The organism is Microbacterium sp. NPDC088619, from assembly GCF_044752825.1.
Taxonomy (GTDB): domain Bacteria; phylum Actinomycetota; class Actinomycetes; order Actinomycetales; family Microbacteriaceae; genus Microbacterium.
Map to the genome: position 1 here is coordinate 2733860 of NZ_JBIVLZ010000001.1, position 16366 is coordinate 2750225.

The window sequence follows — 16366 nt, forward strand, 5'->3', positions numbered from 1 at the left end:
AGATGCCGGGCCTGTAGGCGGGCTTCTACGCCTTGATTCGAAGTGCTTTGCGCGCGGCGATCACGAATGCATCCTTGGCGCGCTCGGTCGCGTCAGGATCATCACCCGGGAAGGTGTCGGTATAGGCGTTCAGGGCCTCCAGTACGTCATTCGGCCCGATGATTTCGAGAGTCGCGGCCACGTCGGTCATCTCGTCGTGAATCGGACCTACCTGCTCCAGATTCCGCGCCATATTTTCCCCGAGGACGCGCAGGCTATCGGCGGCTGAAGGATCGCCTAATGCGTGCTCGACCTGGAGTTCGTCGGAGCGCGCCATCATCTCGGAGCCGTCCGCCCGATGGCGAGCGTAGTGGTCCGCCAGTGCGAGGATACGCGTAAGCCCTTCGTACCGCCGCTCGCGCACCCAGCGCGCGTGGTCGCGACGTGACTGCCAGATCGCAAGGCCCGCTCCAGCAACTGCGGTAACACCCGCCGCGCCGAAGATCGTAAGAAACGCGAGCAGAGTCGGGTCTATTGCCGTGGCCTGAGCCGCAGTGTTCGCCGCGGGGATGATCACAGAGTCATCCGGAGGTCGAGCCGGTGCAGGACAGCGGAATATGAGCCGTCAGGCGTCTTATCCCACCCTTGTGCGCCCTTGGAGGCGTAGCCGTCAGGAATGGCGTGGGCACGCGCCACTGCATCGAGCCCGTCGGAGTAGAAATCGACTCCACCCCATGCCAGTGGTGTCTCTGTCATCAAGAGGGTGTCTGCACCGTAGATGCGCGCGACCCACCCAGAATTGGTGCGTGTGACGGTTGCCGTGGTGGGTTCTGGAAGGTGCGGATCGATGCTCACTTCTAGCACGCTACGGCGGGCTGGAGGCGGCTGGCAACGGTGCTAGTGGCACGTCTCTGGCACGCCAAGCGCCTGGGATGCCCAGGGAGCGCGAGAATCCAGCGAAAGAAAGGTGCGCTGACCTGGGGATAACTGTGTGGAGGGGCTGACGGGAATCGAACCCGCGCTATCTGCTTGGGAAGCAGAAGTTCTGCCATTGAACTACAGCCCCGTACTCGCATCCGAGGAGCGGGTGAACGCAAGCCTACCTGCCCTGTCGGTCATGGCCAAAGTGTCGGCGGCGTGTGGTGACTAGGCTGGGGCCGTGCTTCTCAGCGACCGCGACATCAGAGCAGAACTCGCATCCGGCCACATCGGGCTGGATCCGCACGAGCCGGAGATGATCCAGCCGTCGAGCATCGACGTGCGCCTGGACCGCTACTTCCGCCTGTTCGACAATCACAAATACCCGTTTATCGACCCGTCGGTCGATCAGCCCGAGCTGACTCGGCTGATCGAGGTCGACCCCGATGAGCCGTTCATCCTGCACCCCGGCGAGTTCGCGCTCGGCGCGACCTTCGAGCAGGTCTCGCTGGCGGATGACATCGCGGCACGCCTCGAGGGCAAGTCGTCGCTCGGTCGCCTCGGCCTCATCACGCACTCGACCGCCGGCTTCATCGACCCCGGCTTCACCGGGCACGTCACGCTCGAGCTCGCGAATGTCGCGACGCTGCCGATCAAGCTGTGGCCGGGCATGAAGATCGGGCAGCTCTGCTTCTTCCGGCTGACCTCGCCGGCCGAGAACCCGTATGGCTCCGGCCCGTACGGCAATCGCTATCAGGGGCAGCGAGGGCCGACGGCATCCCGCTCGTTCCAGAACTTCCACAAGACGGACGTCGGCACGACCGACGTCGGAGCCGTAGGGGGCTGACATGAGCGGTGACAGCAGAGATCCGTACATCCGACCGGAGGAAGCTGTCATCCCGCCGCCTCCGCCCGAGATCCCGATCCCGGAGGGGCTGATTCCGCCGCCTCCGTCGGAGTCTGCGATTCCGGATGCGGTGATTCCGCCGCCTCCGTCGGAGTCTGCGATTCCGGATGCGGTGATTCCGCCGCCTCCGTCGGAGTCTGCGATTCCGGATGCGGTGATCCCGCCGCCTCCCCCGGAGGCGATGCTCCCGTCGACGCGCCGATCACGGCCGAAGCCGGCGATCCTCACGGGAGATCAGCCGGCTCCTGTGGCCGACGACTGGGCGCAGCCGTCGGTGGCACCCGAGGCGCCGACATCGGGCGGATACGGTGCGCTGACGTTCGTGATCTTCGCGTTCCTCCTCGTCCTGCTCGGGGCGGCGATCGCCGGGGCGATCTACCTCGGCACGACGGTGTCGTTCGCGCTGCCGGCCGGTGGGTCCGAGACGATCGCCGCTGGCACCGGGGTGCCGTGGCATGGGTGATCTGCGATACGACTCCGAGGTCGACGCCGCGTATGCGACGATCGGGCGACCGATCCGCCCTGGTGAGGCGTCACGGCAGGTGCCGGTGCCGCTGCCGGACGATCTGCAGGGCGAGCTGATCCTCGACTTCGATCGTGACGGTCACCTGCTCGGGGTCGAGATACTCGGAGCAGCCAGGCTGCTTCGCGCAGAGGATCTGCGGAGTCGATAGAGCGTTCGGGACGTCGAGCGGGGTCGAAAACGGATCGGTCTCCGAGTTCTCGGATGCGGATGTGGCCACGCAGCGGAACGAACCGTGCGGAGCAGGCAGAAACGCCCCGCCTGACCTGAGTCAGACGGGGCGTTCTCGATGATCGGATGCCGTCAGGCGTCGCGACCCCGGGAGAAGCCGGCATCGAAGCCGCGCTCGTAGGCGTGCTGAGCTGCCCGGGCTACGCGGTGCTCGCCGTGGCGCGGCGCTCCGTGGCGACCGTGCTCGCAGCGGCGATGGCCGTGCTCGTTACTGACGTCGCCGTGTTCGCGACCGCCGTGGCCGTGTTCGTGACCGCCGTGGCGGTGACCGTGATCTGCGCGGCCGTGACCGTGGTCTGCGCGTGCCTCCGCGAAGCGGTCGTGCCCGGGGTGTCCGCGGTGTCCGCAGTCATGGCCGTCGAGCTCGGCATCCGCTCCGTGTTCGGAGCCGAACCCGGGTGCGAAGCCGCGACCGCGTCCGAACGGGTGTCCGTGGCGGCGGCCGAAACCGCGCCCCGGGCCGAACCCGGGGCCGAAGCCGTGTCGGCCGAAGCCGTGGCGACGACCGCGTCCGCGGGGGAGCGGAGTCTCCTCGTCCCAGCCGAAGGCTCGGGCGATCTGCTCGAGCGAGGCCAGCGTGGTCTCGAGGTCGTCCGGGCTCACGGCGTCGGTGACCTTCGCGCGGATGCCGTCGACGATGCTGCCGAGGCGTTCCTTGGCCGTTCGGCCGTCGTCGGTGAGCGTCCAGCCGTCGCCGTCGGCGACGACCCAGCCGCGCTCGACGAGGTCGTGCAGCTTGTGGGAGTTCAGGGGACGACGGGCGGGCGCGGTGCCATCGATGACGTTGAGGATCCGCCAGTCGCGGCGGCTGGCGTGCTCGCCCTCGAAGGCAGAGTCGAACTCGGCCGCCATGAGGCGGTCGACGGCCTTCAGCCAGTAGCGGAAGGGGCGGGAGGTGCTGTCTGTGTTCTGAGTGTCAGAGGTGTTCATGGGTGAAGTCCTTAGATGTCATGGAACATGTGCTTGTCACTATGCATGTATATGTAGTGTGACATGCAGTACTGATCCATGTCAAGTCGCATGTAAAATCGATGTGTGAGCGCCGCAGAGAACGACCCCACCGAGGCCATCGCCCGCGCCCTGTCCCGCCTGCGTGGGCGACGGCCTGGCGAGCGCGGGCGCGGCCCGCGAGGCATGGGCGGGCCACATCCGTGGCACGGGGACGCGCATTCCGACCACTCCGACGACTCCGGTCATTCCGACCAATCTGACCGCGGGTCTCACGGGCACGAGCACGGGCACGGGCACTCTGGGCACCCTGGCATGCCCCCGTGGATGAACGACCCTTCGGGGCGCTTCGGTGGCCCGGCTCGCATGCGGATGCTCGAGGCGCTCGCCGCGGCATCCACCGCGCTCAGCGTCAGCGATCTCGGCGCGGCGATCGGCGTCGACCAGCCGCGGGCGTCGCGGCTCGTGCAGCAGGGAGTCGCACACGGATTCGTGCGCCGGGAGGCGGACCCCGACGATGCGCGACGCACGCGGATCGCGCTGACCGACGAGGGGCGGAAGATCGCCCGCGGGATGCGGGGCGAGCGACGAGAGGCGCTGGGAAAGGCGCTCGCGGCGTTCACCGACGAGGAGCGCGATCAGCTCGCGACGCTGTTGAACAAGCTCGCCGACAACTGGGAGAGCTGACTCCGCGCAGGGGTGCGCTGCCGCCGGTGAGTGGGGGCGATCGGTGAGTGGGGTCGGCCGGTGATGGGCTCGGCCGGTGGTGGGCTCGTGGCTGCGCCGTCGGTGGTGCGCGATCAGCCGACGCTGTTCCGCGATCACCCGCCGGGTTCCGTGATCGCTCACCCGGGTTCCGTGATCGCTCACCGGTGTTCCAGAATGCTCAGCCGGTGTTCCGGAATATGCTTCTGATCTGGTCGAAAAGTGCTCGATTCTGCGGTCTGAATGTCGGTGGCCCCGAGTTGGATGGGGCCATGTCATCCCGCACTCGCGCCCTCGTCGATCAGGTCGTCTCCGACCTCGATCGAGTATTGTCCGATGATGCACTCGCCGGGTTGTCCGATGCAGAACGGGTGCACGTGCTGCAGGCGGCTGGTGCGGCGTTCCGGCGGGTCGAGGCCGTGGTGATCGAGACGATCGCGACGGGGGATGCGGTGGAGTTCCCCCATTCCACCGGATGCCGCACGCAGAGCGAGCTGCTGCAGCGCACGCTGCTGACAGATGTGCGCGGGGCGATGCGCGTCGGGAACGTCGTCGGACTGGTGCGGCGCAGTGTGAACCTGGTATCCGGCGATCGACTGCCCGCTCGGTGGCCGGCGCTGCGAGAGGCGATGCTCGACGGTGCGATCGGAGTCGCGGGGATGTTGGCCGCGACCGAGCCGATCGAGAAGGTGTCGCATCGCATCAGCGTCGATGATCGGCTCGACGCAGACATCTGCCTGGCGCGGGCGGCGCGGGGAATCAGACCTGACCCCGAGGCCGGCCCCGAGGCAGAGCTCCAGGGCCCGGCGCCCACGCTCGACGAGCTGAAGCTCCTCGCAGAGACGTTGGCCGCTCTGCTCGACCCTGATGGAGACGAGCCCGGCGACGAGCCTGCGCGCCGACGGGGCATAACCCTCGGCCGGGTGCGTGACGGACTGCGCTCGATCAAGGGATATCTGACGCCCGAGGTCGCCGCGCAATTGGAGCTGATCCTCGATGCGCAGAACAACCCCAAGGGCGACAGTCCGCCGATGCCGGGCGTGGTGTTCACGCAGGGGGAGGGGAATGCCGACGAGGGTGATGCCGACCAGAGCGGCACCGACCAGAGCGGTACCGGCCAGGGCGATGCCGACGGGGGCGGCACCGACGAGGGCGATGCCGCAGATGATCCGTACAACTCCGATCCGCGCAACGTCATCGATGACCGCACGGCGGCGCAGAAGCGACATGACGCTCTCGCCGCGGCATTGGCGATCGCAGCCCGCCACCGAGACATGCCCTCGCTAGGCGGTGCGGGTCCGACCCTGGTCGTGACGGTAGACGCGAAGGACCTTGAGAACGGCACCGGGCGCGCGAGCGTCAGCGGTGCGTGGGGGCAGGTGCCGGTGAGCGTCGCCTCACATGTCGGATGCTCGGGGACCATCCAGCGGGTGCTCATGGATGAGGGTCGGATCATCGGGATCACGACCACAGATCGGGTGTTCACCGTGCATCAACGCCGGGCGATCGTCGCGCGCGATAAGGAATGTCTGATCCCCGGGTGTCACGTGTCGGCGTCGTGGTGCGAGATCCACCATGTCACCGAGCACGCCAGGGGCGGGCCGACGCATACGGATAACGGTGTGCCGTTGTGCTGGTGGCACCACCGAAGTCTGGGCACGTCGGGGTGGGAGATCCGGATGAACGACGGCATTCCGCAAGTGCGAGGGCCGCGATGGTGGGATCCGGCACAGCAATGGCACACCCCGCGGCTGAGTCTTCCGGAAGAGTCGACCCTCGCCCGCGCCGGATGACCCGGCATCGAGGTAGGGAGGAAGGAAGAGCAGGAGGTTCAGGCGATCTCGGCGAACTCCAGCGACTCCTCATCGTCGACGGACAGCGACAGCACCACGGTCTCGACGACCTCGTGCGCCTCGATCTGCTGCTCGATCGCGCGCAGGCTCCGGGCCACATCGTGTTCACGCGCGTCGCCGGCCAGGTCGACCTCGGCGACGATGAAGAGCCGGTTCGGCCCCACGTACTCGATGTGCAGATACGTGAGCCGCTGGATCTGCGGGGAAGAGAGCAGTGCGCGCCCCACGCGGTCACGGAGCGCGGGGGACGCGTTCGAGCCCACGAGGAATGCGATGTTGCGCCCGATCAGAATGATCGCGACCACGCCCAGCAGGACCCCGACGAGTATCGATCCCACGGCATCCCACGCAGCGATCCCGGTGACCTGGTGCATCGCGATCGCACCGGCAGCGATCACCAGCCCGATCAGGGCGGCCATGTCCTCGAAGAACACCGCCCGCAGTGTCGTGTCGCTGGTGTCGAGCACATAGTCCCAGGTCGACGATCCCCGCTCACGCGCCAACCGTCGCGACTTCACCATCGCCTGCGTGAACGAGGCTCCCTCGAGCACGAAGGCGATGCCGAGCACGGCGTACGCGACCCCGGGGCTCTCGACCGGGCCGGTCTCGGAGAGCTCCTGCACGCCGTGCATGATCGACACGACCGAGCCGGCGGTGAAGATCCCGAACGCCGCGATCAATGACCACACGAACGCCGCGCGTCCGTACCCGAGCGGATGCCGCTCATCCTTCGCCCGCGCACCCCGCCGGTCGGCGATGAGCAGGAAAATCTCGTTGCCGGCATCCGCCCACGAATGCGCCGCCTCCGCCACCATCGAGGCCGACGACGTGAGCACCGCCGCGACGGTCTTGGCGATCGCGACGAGGATGTTGGCGAGGAAGGCGATGATGACCGTCACGCGGTCAGGCTACTCCTCGATCACCGACAGGGTCGGCGCAACCGATCGCTCAGACGTTCTGCGTGGCCTTGACCGGCAGCAGCAGCAGGAAGCCGGCGATCAGCACCAGGACGATGCCCAGGATGCCGTAGGACGTCGACCCCGAGAGCACGATCAGCAGGGTCCACGCGCCGGATGCCATCCAGCTCGCCGCCCGCCCGGTCGTGGCGTAGAGGCCGAAGATCTCGCCCTCGCGCCCGGCCGGGGTGATGCGGGCGAGGAACGACCGCGACGCGGCCTGGGCGGGGCCGACGAACGCGCAGAGCACCAGACCGCCGATCCAGAACACGATCGTGCCGGCATCCACCAGGAAGAACACGGCGAGGCCGGCGATCACCATGGCGGCGAGCGAGAGGAGGATGATCCGCTTCGGACCGAATCGGTCGTCGTAGCGGCCGGCGATGATCGTCGAGACGCCCGCGATGAGGTTCGCCGCGATGCCGAAGATCACGAGGTCGAGGAATTCGAAGTCGAACACCTGGCTGGCGATGACCGCGCCGAACGCGAAGACGCCGCCGAGTCCGTCGCGGAACACCGCGCTCGACAGCAGGAACCAGAACGTCTGACGGGTGTCGGGGTTGCGGTACAGGCCGGCGACGTCCTTCACGAGCAGCCCGTAGGACGCGAAGAAGCCGACCTTGCGTTCGGGGCGGCCGAGCGAGGGCTCCGGCACGTTGAGGAAGATCGGGATGGAGAAGACGATCGCCCAGATCGCGCAGCCGACGGCGATGATGCGGAACGGCAGACCCCCGTCGTCCGGCAGGCCGAACCAGTCGAGCATGTAGAAGACGACGACGAGGACGAGCGCGATGATGCCGCCGATGTAGCCGAATCCCCAGCCGAGGCCGGAGATGCGCCCGACGGTCTTCGGATTCGCGATCCCGATGAGCATCGCGTTCGAGTTGACGGCGGCGATCTCGCCGAACACGGAGCCCGCCGAGATCAGCGCCACGCCGAGCCAGAACAGTGTCGGCGTCGGCTCGACGAACCACAGGCCGAGCATGCACGCGATGAGCGCCCCTGTGCCGATCCCGAGCCAGAGCTTCTGCCGCCCCGCGGCATCCGCCCGCTGGCCGAGCACCGGCGCGATCAGGAGGATCGCGATTCCGGCGATCGTCGACCCGAGGCCCAGACCCGAGGCGAGGTCCGCCTCGGCGGCTTCGCGGATCGGATCCTTCGCGTCGAGACCCGCGATCGACGCCGGCAGGAACGCCTCGGTCGTGAGGTACAGCGCGGTGAAGATGAAGGTCAGGATGACGGTGTTGAAGGGCTGCGTCGCCCAGTCCCACAGCGCCCACGAGTAGACCTGCTTCTTGGGGGCCGGTGTCTCGCCGCGCAGGTCGAGGCCGATGACTCCGACCGCGCCGCTGTTGGCAGTGGCGGCGGGCTCGGGCACCGCGCCGCTCTGCGGGGATTCGCTCATGCTCGAAGTCTGGCGGCGCACGGTGAACGGAGGGTGACGGCGCGCCGCGGGCTAGGGTCGAGGCATGTCGACGACGCGGGCGGTGCCTCGCACCGTGGTTCTGTTCGAAGGCCGCAGCGACAGCCTCGCCTTCGTCGCCCTCGCGCGCCGCCGTCGGACCGACATCGCGGGCCTCGATCTCGTCGATCTCGACGGCATCACCAACCTGCGCAAGCGTCTGGCCGCGATGCGTGCGGAGTCGGATGCTCCGCGCATCCTCGGTCTGTACGACGCGGCCGAGGGAGACTACGTCGCGAAGATCCTCATGGATCTCGGCGTCATCGCCGACGGCGCGGCACCGAGCGACGGCGGCTTCTTCGGCTGCTCGCGCGACCTCGAGGACGAGGTGATCGCCGCGGCAGGTCCGGAGCTCTTGCTCGAGACGCTCGCGGCTCGGGGTGAACTCGCACGATTCCAGGTGTTCCAGGAGCAGCCCGCGCAGCGCGCACGGACCATCGACGAGCAACTGCACCGGTTCGCAGGCACCGCCGCAGGCCGGAAGGCCCGATTCTCGGCGGACATCATCGATGCGTTGCCGGTCGAGCGGATGCCTCGGCCGCTCGTCGACCTGCTCGATGCCGCGATGCGGATGGCGTGAACCTCACGCATACGACGCGGCGAGCATCTCCGCGAAGAGCTCTTCCGCATCGCACTCGACCCGTCGCCGCGCGAACCAATCGCAGATGTTGACGCAGTCGCGGTGCAGCAGGTCGAGACCCTGGGGATTGGCGATGATGTCGACGATCTGCGGCAGGTCGATCACGCGCACCCGCCCCTCATGCACGAGCAGGTTGTATGCCGAGAGGTCGCCGTGCGCGAACCCCGCCGCGGCGAAGATCCGCATGAGGTCGACGATCTGGTCGTACAGACCGGCCAGCTCGACGGGGTCGCTGCGCACCGCGGCGAGTCGGGGTGCGGCGACCCCGCTCGAGTCGCCGATGAACTCCATGAGCAGCTCGGTGCCGTTGACCTGCACCGGGTAGGGCACCGGCGCACCGAGCTCCCACATGCGGCTCAGCGCATCGAACTCGGCGAACGACCACTGCAGGGCGGCGACCGCTCGGCCATGGCCGGACTTCTTGGCGAGTGCGCGTGCATCGCGGGTGTTCCGCGTGGTGCGGCCCTCGGTATAGACGCCCGAGCGGTGGAAGCTGCTGTGGTCGGTGTCGCGGTAGCGCTTGGCGGCGAGGAGCGTGCGCTGCTCCGGGTCGTCCGGCACCGCGCGCTCGAGCAGGAACACGTCTGCCTCCTTGCCTGTCTTCAGGATGCCGAGCTCGGTGTCGAGTGCACCGGCGCTCGTCACGACCCACTCGGGCCACGGCAGCGGCCCACGCTCTGTCGGAGTGATCGCCGGCCAGGTGGTCCAGCGCTGGTGCTCACCGGGTTCGACGTCGGCGAAGGTGGGGACGGACTCGAAAGGAGATGCGTCGAAGAGGGAAGAAGTGGTGGATGTGGATGCTTCGGAAGAAGCGAAGAGATCAGACACGATGTGGCTCCGAGAGACGGAGGCCACGCGCGGATCAGGAGCGAGCGGCCTCGAGAGGAAGGATGTCGGCGAGGGGCACGACAGAGACGGTGTTCATGTCATCCACTCCTCTCGCTCTGGCCTTCCGGGAGAACCCCGGCGCGTCGTCGAGCCTAGGGGGTGCGGGCGGATGCTGTAAAGACCCCATCTGGTGCCGTCCGGACCCGGTCCGGACGAATGGTCGGATGCCGTGGACGCCGCGTCGGGCGAGCGCCGCCGACACCTGCGAGCGTGGAAGCATGACGACGACCGCGCCCGTACCTGTGACGACCGCCCGCACCGAGGGCATCCGCTATGGCGGACTCATCGTGCTGATGCTGATGGGCTTCCTGCTCGTCACGGCCGAGTTCCTGCCCAACGGCGTGCTCACCGAGATGGCCGACGCGCTGGGGGTGACCCCGGGTCAGGCAGGGCAGACCGTCACGGTCACCGCGCTCGTGGGCTTGATCGTCGCGCCGACGGTCGGGCTGATCTTCCCCCGTCTCGACCGGCGTTCGCTGCTCGTCTGGATGGCGCTCGCCGCAGCGGTGTCGAACCTCATCGTCGCGATCGCGCCGAACCTGATCATCGTGCTTCTCGCGCGGTTCCTGCTGGGCGCCGCGATCAGCGCCTTCTGGGCGATGTCGATCACGGTCGCCGTGCGCCTGGCAGGACCGGAGCACCTCGGCCGCGGCGTCATGTTCACCTCCGCCGGCGTCTCCCTCGCCACGGTCGCCGGCGTGCCGCTCGGCGTGATGCTCAGCGAGATCGTCGACTGGCAGACCGTGTTCGCCATCGCCGGTGTGCTCATGGTGCTGTTGGCCGTTGCGCTGCGACTCATGCTCCCGTCGGTCCCGGCCGAGCAGGGGGCCAGCATCCGCCTCCTCGTCGACACCGTGCGCCGCCCGGGCATCGGGCTCGGCATGGTCGGGCACGTGCTCGTCGTGCTGGGCCACTTCCTCGCCTACACGTACGTGCGGCTCGCGCTCGAGCGCATCCCCGAGATCGAGCCGTCGACGATCATCCTGCTCCTCGCCCTGTTCGGGCTCGGCGGCCTCGCCGGCAACCTCGGACTCGGGTTCTTCATCGACCGCACCTTCGGGTTCTTCGCCGTGTTCGCCCCGCTGGTGATCGCCGTGTCAGTGCTGTCGATGATCTTCCTGTCGGGCTCGGTCCTCGGCATCGGGATCGTCGTGCTCGTCTGGGGCTTCTTCTTCTCGTCGTGGCTGCTCGTGATCAACACGTGGGTGGGGCACCGCACGCCCGACCGGCTCGAGGCAGGCGGCAGCCTCGTCGTCGTGGGATTCCAGGGAGCGATCACGATCGCGGCCGGAGTCGGCGGACTGCTCGTCGACACCCTCGATGTGGAGTTCGTCTACGTGCTCGGGGCGGTCTCGCTGCTGGTGGGCGCTGTGCTCTTCGGGATGTCGAACCGCAGGAGCGTCGCGGCGGCGAAGCTCGCCTGAGGCGGACTTCTACGCCGGGACGGGGGCGAGCCGCGATGCGCGCCAGGTCGACGGGGTCATCCCCGTGCGGCGGCGGAACGCGCGGCTGAACCCCTCGTCGGAGGCGTAGCCCAGCTCGCGTGACGTCTCGCTGACCGAGCGCCCCTCGCTCAGCATCCGCTTCGCCGCGTCGACGCGCACCTCGGTGACGTAGTCGGAGGGCGAGCGGCCGATCGCGCTGCGGAATCGCTCGGCGAACACCGACCGGGACATCGCGCCGACGCTCGCGAGGCGTTCGACCGTCCAGTCGCGGCCGGGCTGCTCATGGATCGCCTCGACGACGCGGTCGAGGAACGGGTCATTCGACACGGACGGCCAGCCGGCGGGGGCGCAGCCGTTCGCGGCCCACGCGCGGATCACCGAGAGCAGCACGGTCTGCGCCATCATCCGGCAGATCACCGGGTCGCCCTGGCGCGACGGGCACGTGGCGGGATCGGTGGGTCCCATGCTCCCGGCGAGGGCGGCTGCCGCAGGTTCCAGAGCGGCGAACGACATGACGGTGATCGGGTCGGGAAGAAGCGCGGCGATCATCGCGGCACTGTCCGAGAACTCCAGGTCGACGACGACGAGGTCGGTGACCGCGTCGGCTTCGAGGGCGATCGACGCGCGGCCGAGCGTCAGGAACGCATCTCCGGCGACCAGGTTCGCGTGCAGCGGTCGATCGTCCACTGCGATGATCTGCGCTGCGCGGTCGACGTCGAGGCGGCATCCGGTGGTCAGCGGCGGATGCCCGTGCACCGAGCCCGCCGCGATGTAGACGAGGGTGGCGGAGCCCGCGGGGATCGGCAGGATCCCTCCGGCGGCGAGAGGCGCTCGTCGGGCGATGCCGACGCGGAGGTCGACGGAGTCGAGCACGTGCCCGAGGGCTGCGGAGTCGACGGTCACCATGCCTTCGGCAACGCCCGGGAGCGCATAGGTATTCCGGATACGCTGGACGGACCCCCACCCGAGGAGTCCCGTGTTCCGCACACCCGACCGCCTGTTCCGAGTTCTCGCGATCGCGGAGGCGATCACCTGGACCATCCTGATCTCGGCGATCATCGCCCGTGCGGCAGGTGCGCCGGGAATCGTCGTCACGGTGGGCGGTGGCATCCACGGGTTCGTGTTCCTCGCGTACGCGGCGACCGCCGTGCTCGTCGCGCTCAATCAGCGCTGGCACCTCGGGGTCGCGGTCCTGGCCGTGGCCAGTGCCATCGTTCCCTACGCGACGATCCCGATGGAGATCTGGCTGCACCGCACGGGACGACTGGCCGGCGAGTGGCGCGTGGACCAGACGCAGGACCCGCGTGATGCGCGCTGGCACGACCGGCTCATGCGCTGGTTCCTGCGCCGCCCCTGGGTTCTGGCGATTCTGCTCGCGGTCGGCATCGTCGCGCTGTACGTGATCCTGCTGCTCGTCGGCCCGCCCGGCGGCAAGTGACCTCCGCCCGACCTCGGCAGAGCGGATGCCGGGCGGCCGGCGTCACTGGATGACGACGGCGTTCTTGTCGATGACCTCGGCCATCGTGGCCTGCATGTCGCCCCCGGTGCAGTCGACGATCACGTAGAGCCCGACCCCCGTCGCGGTGAAGGCCCGTGCGGCCATCGCCCACTGGCGGTCGGCCTCCTCGCCCACGACCTGTCGGTTCTCGACGTCGGAGTTGCCGCCGACCTGATAGCTGAAGGACCCGGTCGTCGAGAGCGGTGTGATCGCAGCGGCATCCGCTTCGCCGAGGATGACGGCGAGCATGGCATCCGAGCTGACGCTGTCATCGCCCGCGACCGTCGGTACATCGGGGATCAGACCCTGCCAGAACTGCGCGGTGCACGTGTCGTCGATCGTGCCGTAGGTCCACCCGCCGTTGCCGTCGTCGGGCTTGATGATCTTCCAGCCGTCGTCGGCGATGAGGCCGTCGCCCCACTGGATGTACGCTTCGGCGGGGATGTCGGCGCCGTCTGCGAAGGTCATCGTCGAGGGCAGATCGCCGGATGGCTCCTCCGAGGGGATGGCTGTGGGGGAGGGATCCGGTCCGTCGCCGTCCGGCACGTTCACGGGGATCTGCGCGTACAGGCAGCCGCTGAGCGGCAGCATGGCCAGCGCGACCACCGAGAGGGCGGCGAGGCGGACCAGCGGCGGGGCCTGCGAGATGCGCGTCATGCCGGTCAGCATAGTCGCGGGCCAGGGAGCCGAGAGGGGGGTTTCGCGGGGGCGTTCAGTGTGCTGAAGCGATGCCGACGGCGTCCTGCACCATCACCGAGGCGACCCTCGCACCTGCACCGGCGGCGACGATGAGCTGCTGCGGGCCGGGGATCGCCGCATCGCCGGCCGCATACAGGCCGGGGACGTCTGTGCGGCCCGAGCGGTCCGTGATGAGGTGACCGTCGTCGTCGACCGAGGGCGCGAAGTCGCGCAGGAACGACAGATCGGTCTCCCACTCCGGTCGCACGAAGCCGCCGTCGACCTCGATGACGGTCCCGTCGTCGAGTCCGATCGCCTCGATGCGGCCGCGATCACCGACGAGTTCGGAGATCGGACAGCGGACGACCGCGACTCCCGCCACGGCGAGCTCGGCCTCCTCTTCGGCCGTGACGGTGTCTGCGCCGTGCGTGAAGACGGTGAGATCCTCGGTCCAGCGGGCGATGAGTCGGGCGCGGTCGGCGAGGTCATCCGTCGTGCCGATGAGCGCGAGTCGCCGCCCGCGCAGCTCCCACGCGTCGCAGGCCGCGCAGCTGAACAGACTGATGCCGTAGAAGCCGCGCAGGTTGGGCACGTCGGGGAGGGTCTCGCGAAGCCCGGTGGCGAGCAGCACCGAGTGCGCGGTGACGGTGTCGGTCGGATCCTTGCGACCGATGGATGCCGTGAACCGAGGCGGCTGCCCGTCGGCGTCCATCTCGCCGCCCGCGTTCGACCTCGCCAGCTCGAGCACCCTCACGCGCGTGCGCATCTCGATGTTCGGGTAGGCGGCGAGCTCGTCGCGGGCGATGCGTCGCAGCTCGTGCGGGGGCACTCCGTCGCGCGTGAGGAACCCGTGGGAGTTCAGGGTGGCGGCATTGCGCGGGCGGTCGGCGTCGACCACGAGCACGCGCATGAGCGAACGGCCGAGGTTGAGGGCGGCCGACAGTCCGGCCGGACCGCCGCCGATCACGAGCACGTCGTAGGTGTCCGTGTCAGTCATTCGCGCTCCCGGGAGAAGAGCGGTCGCCTCCGTGTGGCAGACGCGGATGCGCCGACCATGGCGGCGCCGCCGACGGACGCGCTCATCGGGCGAGAATCGGTCCGCTGACGACAGTCTGCCACCTCTTGACTGAGGGTCGCCTAACTCGGGCTGATCTCGGCGTGCGGGCTGAGCGCGGCGTGCGGGCTGATCCCGGCGTGCGGGCTGAGCGCGACCACGTCGCCGACCACGACGACCGCGGGGGATCGCACCTGTTGAGCCGCGGCGAGGTGGGCGATCGTGCCGAGGGTGCCGACCGTGACCCGCTGGCGCTCACCGAAGCCGTCTTCGATGATCGCGACGGGGCAGTCGGCGCCGCGTTCACCTGCCGCGAGCACGTGCGCGGAATGCCCGAGCGTGTTCACGCCCATCAGCAGCACGACGGTGTGGTCGCGCCCGCCCCCGAGCGTCTCGATCTGGTCGTGCGCGCTCGCGACGGTGAATGTCTCGGCGACGCCGCGCTGTGTCAGGGGGATGCCGGCGATGCCCGGTACCGCCACTGCGCTCGTGACGCCCGGGATGACCTCGACGGTGATGCCGGCCGCTTCGCAGAACAGCTGCTCCTCGCGCCCTCGCCCGAAGACGAAGGGGTCGCCGCCCTTGAGTCGCACCACATGACGGCCCTGCTGGGCGAGCGAGACGAGCAGCTCGTTGATGCCGTCCTGCGGCACCGGGTGATGGCCGGGGAGCTTGCCGACGTCGATGACCTCGGCATCGAGCTGCACTCCTTCTCCGGCGAGCTGCGCGAGCACGGCGCGGGCTCCGAGGCGGTCGGCCACGATCACATCCGCCTGCTGCAGGGCGCGCAGCCCGCGCAGAGTCAGCAGGCCGGCATCGCCGGGTCCTGCTCCGACCAGGGTGACCGTGCCCGCCATCACGACTGTGCGGCTTCGGGAGTCGGGGCGGCGTGCAGCTGTGCCGAGGCCTCCTCGTAGCGCGCGACGATCAGATCGATCAGCGGCTGCGGCACGGTCGTACCGTCGAGCAGGGGAGTGGTGACGCGTCGCCCTGGTGCCTGCCTCGTGGTGAGGTCGAAGAAGAAGCCGCGGGCGAGCAGGTATGTCGAGACGACCGCGTCGGGGTGCTCGCGCAGCGCGTGGGGCAGGTCGGGTTCGCGCGCGGCCAGGTAGGCGAGCTCGATCCTCCTGCCGAGACGGAGAGAGAGGAGGGACGCCATCGCTTCGGCATCCGTGAGCGATGCGGGGTCGCGCGAGCCCGCGACGGCGAGCACCACAGCTCCGTCTGTCTCGGTGGGTGTCGGTGTGGCTGCCTCGGCCAGGCGGTCCGCGAGCACCTCGGCGAGACGCGGGTCGGGTCCCAGCGGGGCGCTGACCACGGCATCCGGCTTCTTCGCCGCCATCCCGTGCAGGTCGTGATGCACGTGGAATCCGCGCGAGAGCAGCAGTGGAACTATCACGACGGGGCCATCGATCGTGGGCAAGAGATCTGCGGCGTCGGGCTGCTGCACATCGACGAAGGCGCTGCGCACCTCGACCTCGGGCATCGCTGCGGCGACGGCGCCGACCAGGTCGGCGATGGCGCGCGCTCCTTCGGCATCCGAGGTGCCGTGCGACACGGCGAGGAGGATGGGACGGCTCATGCAGGGACTCTAGGTGAGCCGTGTGACGGCGGTGTTTCGGGGACCTCGCCTCGACGCAGGTGCGGATGTGCGGGGGTGCTCCGGTGGCGGGAGATCGGC

General features: G+C 68.9%; 19 protein-coding genes and 1 tRNA gene. 8 read left to right on the forward strand and 12 right to left on the reverse strand.

What is annotated here, in order from left to right; all coding sequences use genetic code 11:
* Nucleotides 1–25: 25 nt before the first annotated feature.
* From ACIP5T_RS13215 to ACIP5T_RS13225, 3 genes are all read right to left on the reverse strand, one after another.
* Nucleotides 26–556: a hypothetical protein gene (locus ACIP5T_RS13215; protein ID WP_400863920.1), complete on the reverse strand. Its 531-nt coding sequence runs from the start codon at nucleotides 554–556 to the stop codon at nucleotides 26–28.
* Complete coding sequence (locus tag ACIP5T_RS13220) at nucleotides 553–834, reverse strand: hypothetical protein (protein ID WP_400863923.1); 282 nt, start codon at nucleotides 832–834, stop codon at nucleotides 553–555. Before ACIP5T_RS13220 ends, ACIP5T_RS13215 begins: the two co-directional genes overlap by 4 nt.
* Nucleotides 835–971: 137 nt before the next feature.
* A tRNA-Gly gene (locus ACIP5T_RS13225) sits at nucleotides 972–1045 on the reverse strand.
* A gap of 93 nt (nucleotides 1046–1138) precedes the next feature.
* Between ACIP5T_RS13225 and dcd the strand changes: the two genes are divergently transcribed.
* The 3 genes from dcd to ACIP5T_RS13240 are packed head-to-tail and all read left to right on the forward strand — an operon-like array spanning nucleotide 1139 to nucleotide 2478.
* Nucleotides 1139–1744 carry a dCTP deaminase gene (gene dcd / locus ACIP5T_RS13230; protein WP_042536862.1) on the forward strand — a complete coding sequence of 202 codons (606 nt, stop codon included), beginning with the start codon at nucleotides 1139–1141 and terminating at the stop codon, nucleotides 1742–1744.
* A 1-nt stretch (nucleotide 1745) separates the two neighbouring features.
* Nucleotides 1746–2267 carry a hypothetical protein gene (locus ACIP5T_RS13235; RefSeq protein WP_400863926.1) on the forward strand — a complete coding sequence of 174 codons (522 nt, stop codon included), beginning with the start codon at nucleotides 1746–1748 and terminating at the stop codon, nucleotides 2265–2267.
* A complete protein-coding gene (locus tag ACIP5T_RS13240; RefSeq protein ID WP_400863929.1) occupies nucleotides 2260–2478 on the forward strand; it encodes a DUF2283 domain-containing protein in 219 nt (72 codons plus the stop codon). Before ACIP5T_RS13235 ends, ACIP5T_RS13240 begins: the two co-directional genes overlap by 8 nt.
* 152 nt (nucleotides 2479–2630) lie before the next feature.
* On the opposite strand, the gene ACIP5T_RS13245 is transcribed toward ACIP5T_RS13240, so the two are convergent.
* Complete coding sequence (locus tag ACIP5T_RS13245; protein WP_400863932.1) at nucleotides 2631–3488, reverse strand: hypothetical protein; 858 nt, start codon at nucleotides 3486–3488, stop codon at nucleotides 2631–2633.
* A 345-nt stretch (nucleotides 3489–3833) separates the two neighbouring features.
* Here ACIP5T_RS13245 and ACIP5T_RS13250 point away from each other — a divergent pair, with 345 nt between their 5' ends.
* Both ACIP5T_RS13250 and ACIP5T_RS13255 read left to right on the forward strand, forming a co-directional pair.
* A complete protein-coding gene (locus ACIP5T_RS13250) occupies nucleotides 3834–4193 on the forward strand; it encodes a MarR family winged helix-turn-helix transcriptional regulator (protein WP_400863935.1) in 360 nt (119 codons plus the stop codon).
* A gap of 290 nt (nucleotides 4194–4483) precedes the next feature.
* Nucleotides 4484–6004, forward strand: coding sequence for a DUF222 domain-containing protein (locus ACIP5T_RS13255; RefSeq protein WP_400863938.1), 1521 nt, complete (start codon nucleotides 4484–4486; stop codon nucleotides 6002–6004).
* A gap of 38 nt (nucleotides 6005–6042) precedes the next feature.
* Here ACIP5T_RS13255 and ACIP5T_RS13260 read toward each other — a convergent pair whose 3' ends face one another.
* Entirely contained in the window at nucleotides 6043–6963 is a 921-nt protein-coding gene (locus ACIP5T_RS13260) for a cation diffusion facilitator family transporter (protein WP_400863940.1), read from the reverse strand.
* A 49-nt stretch (nucleotides 6964–7012) separates the two neighbouring features.
* Nucleotides 7013–8425 carry an MFS transporter gene (locus ACIP5T_RS13265; protein WP_400863943.1) on the reverse strand — a complete coding sequence of 471 codons (1413 nt, stop codon included), beginning with the start codon at nucleotides 8423–8425 and terminating at the stop codon, nucleotides 7013–7015.
* 64 nt (nucleotides 8426–8489) lie between these two features.
* Between ACIP5T_RS13265 and ACIP5T_RS13270 the strand changes: the two genes are divergently transcribed.
* Complete coding sequence (locus ACIP5T_RS13270) at nucleotides 8490–9062, forward strand: ATP-dependent endonuclease (protein WP_400863945.1); 573 nt, start codon at nucleotides 8490–8492, stop codon at nucleotides 9060–9062.
* Nucleotides 9063–9065: 3 nt separating this feature from the next.
* On the opposite strand, the gene ACIP5T_RS13275 is transcribed toward ACIP5T_RS13270, so the two are convergent.
* Complete coding sequence (locus ACIP5T_RS13275) at nucleotides 9066–9950, reverse strand: serine protein kinase RIO (RefSeq protein WP_400863948.1); 885 nt, start codon at nucleotides 9948–9950, stop codon at nucleotides 9066–9068.
* A 278-nt stretch (nucleotides 9951–10228) separates the two neighbouring features.
* Between ACIP5T_RS13275 and ACIP5T_RS13280 the strand changes: the two genes are divergently transcribed.
* A complete protein-coding gene (locus ACIP5T_RS13280; protein WP_400863951.1) occupies nucleotides 10229–11434 on the forward strand; it encodes an MFS transporter in 1206 nt (401 codons plus the stop codon).
* 9 nt (nucleotides 11435–11443) lie between these two features.
* On the opposite strand, the gene ACIP5T_RS13285 is transcribed toward ACIP5T_RS13280, so the two are convergent.
* On the reverse strand, nucleotides 11444–12361 hold the full coding sequence (locus tag ACIP5T_RS13285; RefSeq protein WP_400863953.1) for a helix-turn-helix transcriptional regulator: 918 nt from the start codon (nucleotides 12359–12361) through the stop codon (nucleotides 11444–11446).
* Nucleotides 12362–12431: 70 nt separating this feature from the next.
* On the opposite strand from ACIP5T_RS13285, the gene ACIP5T_RS13290 reads away from it, so the two are divergent.
* Nucleotides 12432–12893 carry a DUF3817 domain-containing protein gene (locus ACIP5T_RS13290; protein ID WP_400863955.1) on the forward strand — a complete coding sequence of 154 codons (462 nt, stop codon included), beginning with the start codon at nucleotides 12432–12434 and terminating at the stop codon, nucleotides 12891–12893.
* 42 nt (nucleotides 12894–12935) lie between these two features.
* On the opposite strand, the gene ACIP5T_RS13295 is transcribed toward ACIP5T_RS13290, so the two are convergent.
* The 4 genes from ACIP5T_RS13295 to ACIP5T_RS13310 form a co-directional block, all read right to left on the reverse strand.
* A complete protein-coding gene (locus tag ACIP5T_RS13295; RefSeq protein WP_400863958.1) occupies nucleotides 12936–13610 on the reverse strand; it encodes a hypothetical protein in 675 nt (224 codons plus the stop codon).
* 55 nt (nucleotides 13611–13665) lie between these two features.
* Entirely contained in the window at nucleotides 13666–14628 is a 963-nt protein-coding gene (locus ACIP5T_RS13300) for an NAD(P)/FAD-dependent oxidoreductase (RefSeq protein WP_400863960.1), read from the reverse strand.
* A gap of 140 nt (nucleotides 14629–14768) precedes the next feature.
* Entirely contained in the window at nucleotides 14769–15542 is a 774-nt protein-coding gene (cobA, locus tag ACIP5T_RS13305; protein WP_400863962.1) for a uroporphyrinogen-III C-methyltransferase, read from the reverse strand.
* Nucleotides 15542–16267 carry a sirohydrochlorin chelatase gene (locus ACIP5T_RS13310; RefSeq protein WP_400863965.1) on the reverse strand — a complete coding sequence of 242 codons (726 nt, stop codon included), beginning with the start codon at nucleotides 16265–16267 and terminating at the stop codon, nucleotides 15542–15544. Before ACIP5T_RS13310 ends, cobA begins: the two co-directional genes overlap by 1 nt.
* Between the last annotated feature and the right edge of the window lie 99 nt (nucleotides 16268–16366).